This window comes from Massilia sp. UYP11 (genome assembly GCF_050434805.1).
In the GTDB taxonomy this organism is placed as follows: Bacteria; Pseudomonadota; Gammaproteobacteria; order Burkholderiales; family Burkholderiaceae_D; genus Telluria.
The window spans coordinates 1-1,705 of sequence record NZ_JBNDJE010000054.1; the positions used below are offsets into that span (position 1 = coordinate 1).

At 61.6% G+C, this 1,705-nt stretch carries 3 protein-coding genes; all 3 read left to right on the plus strand.

Annotated elements, in window-relative coordinates:
• Positions 1–145: 145 nt before the first annotated feature.
• The 3 genes from ABIB38_RS24115 to ABIB38_RS24125 all read left to right on the plus strand — a co-directional run bounded on the left by ABIB38_RS24115 (position 146) and on the right by ABIB38_RS24125 (position 1,589).
• Positions 146–787, plus strand: coding sequence for a DJ-1/PfpI family protein (locus ABIB38_RS24115; protein WP_429207334.1), 642 nt, complete (start codon positions 146–148; stop codon positions 785–787).
• 84 nt (positions 788–871) lie between these two features.
• Positions 872–1,096 (plus strand): hypothetical protein, encoded by a 225-nt coding sequence (locus ABIB38_RS24120; protein ID WP_429207338.1) that lies wholly within the window; start codon positions 872–874, stop codon positions 1,094–1,096.
• Between the two features lie 28 nt (positions 1,097–1,124).
• Positions 1,125–1,589: a DUF3322 domain-containing protein gene (locus ABIB38_RS24125; protein ID WP_429207336.1), complete on the plus strand. Its 465-nt coding sequence runs from the start codon at positions 1,125–1,127 to the stop codon at positions 1,587–1,589.
• The last annotated feature ends 116 nt before the right edge of the window (positions 1,590–1,705 follow it).

The window sequence follows — 1,705 nt, forward strand, 5'->3', positions numbered from 1 at the left end:
GATGATAGTGCTGCAACCAGTGTGAAAGTAGGTTATCGTCAGGCTAGTTATATAGAAAAACCCCACCAGGTGATCCTGGTGGGGTTTTTTGCTTTGGGGATGCGTAAAATTCCAAGGTCATACTGTCTTTTACAGAGGAAAAGCGATGAGGGTATATCTCGTTGTCGTCGACACGCTGGCGGATTGGGAAATCGGATACCTGACGGCAGAACTGCATAGCCGCCGGTTTTTCGCAGACCCATCACGGGACTTCCAGTTGCTGAAGGCAGGCCTGACCCGTGACGCAGTAACGAGCATGGGCGGCGTGACCCATACACCAGACATGGCAATCGGCGATATCCGGCTGGACGACAACGACCTGCTCCTGCTGCCAGGCGCAGACATCTGGCAGTCTGCACGGGCAAGACCCGCCCTCGAACTGGCGCGCGACGCGCTGGACCAGGGCCACCAGGTCGCGGCCATCTGTGGTGCGACCATCGGCCTGGCCAGCATCGGCGCACTGAATGCACGGCGCCACACCTCCAACGATCTGGGATGGCTGAAAGCAGCCTGCCCCGAATACTGCGGTGAACATCTGTACCGCAAGGAGCCTGCTGTCCGTGGCGCCAACCTGATCACGGCAACCGGCCTGGCGCCGCTCGAGTTCTCCTATGAAGTCCTCAAGATGCTCAAGGTCTGGAGGCCGGCAACCGCCAAGGCCTGGTACCGCTTGCACAAGACCCGCCAGGAGCGCTGGTACCATGAACTGGTCGCATCGATGTCGGATGCCCCCGCCGATCCTGCATAGAGCGCGCTGGATTACCAGCAGCTTCTGGCCCAACGCCGTGCGCACGCGTCCTGGCGGCTGCTCGCCGCCGACGTCGCGCCGACGATCGCCAGATTCCTGCGCCGCAGCTTCGTCGCGCCCAACGTGCGCACGATTGCCCGCCGGCAGCCGGCGTCGCCAGGGGAAGAGCACCTGTACCGGCTTCACGAACTGAAAGGCGAACAGCTGTTTCCAAGCCTGCAGCCAGCTATCTGGACGATTGGGCGCCCGACGACCGCGGTTGGCTGCGCAAATACTCACCTGGCGAAGACCGACCGCACCACGACCTGATCCACCCGCCGAGCAGGCGCTGGAATGGTTGCAAGGCCTGCGCAGTTGCATCGACGGTGCTGACCAGGTCAAGCGACATGGCGTCGGGAGCGTCCGCGCTGCACATGATCGGCCGGGGTGCGCTGGTTCACGGCAAGTCCGCGCCCGGGGTATTTATCTGCGTCAGGTCGATATCCCCGGCGTTGACACGAAGTTCATCGAAGCGCGCAAGAGGCTGATCGCTGAACTGCTCGACCAGGTACTGCCTGCCGAATCGATCGATGCAGGCGCCGTCGGCGCGCGGCAATTGGAAACGCGCTATGGCTTGCTGGGCAAACCGGCGCAGAATGCACGGTGCAGGCGCATCGTCATGGGACCGGAGGATGGCGACAAACGTGACCTGGGAGACCCAGCGCGGCTGACGGAGCAGGGGAGGTGGCGACACATGGGCGGTCGACGCGATTCGACGAAGTCGAAAACTGGCCCTTGCGGAAGGCGTGACGCTTTGTTATAGTCTCGCTCCTCGACGCAGACACCGCCTCACGGTAGCGAAAGCGAAGAGAAAAAAGAGGTTGACGAACGATGAGAAACACTTCATACTCTCGCCTCTCTGCTGCTGACGAACACAAC

Coding starts and splice junctions, on each gene's coding strand:
- ABIB38_RS24115 (WP_429207334.1), top strand. CDS start 146: ATGAGGGTATATCTCGTTGTCGTCGACACGCTGGCGGATTGGGAAATC.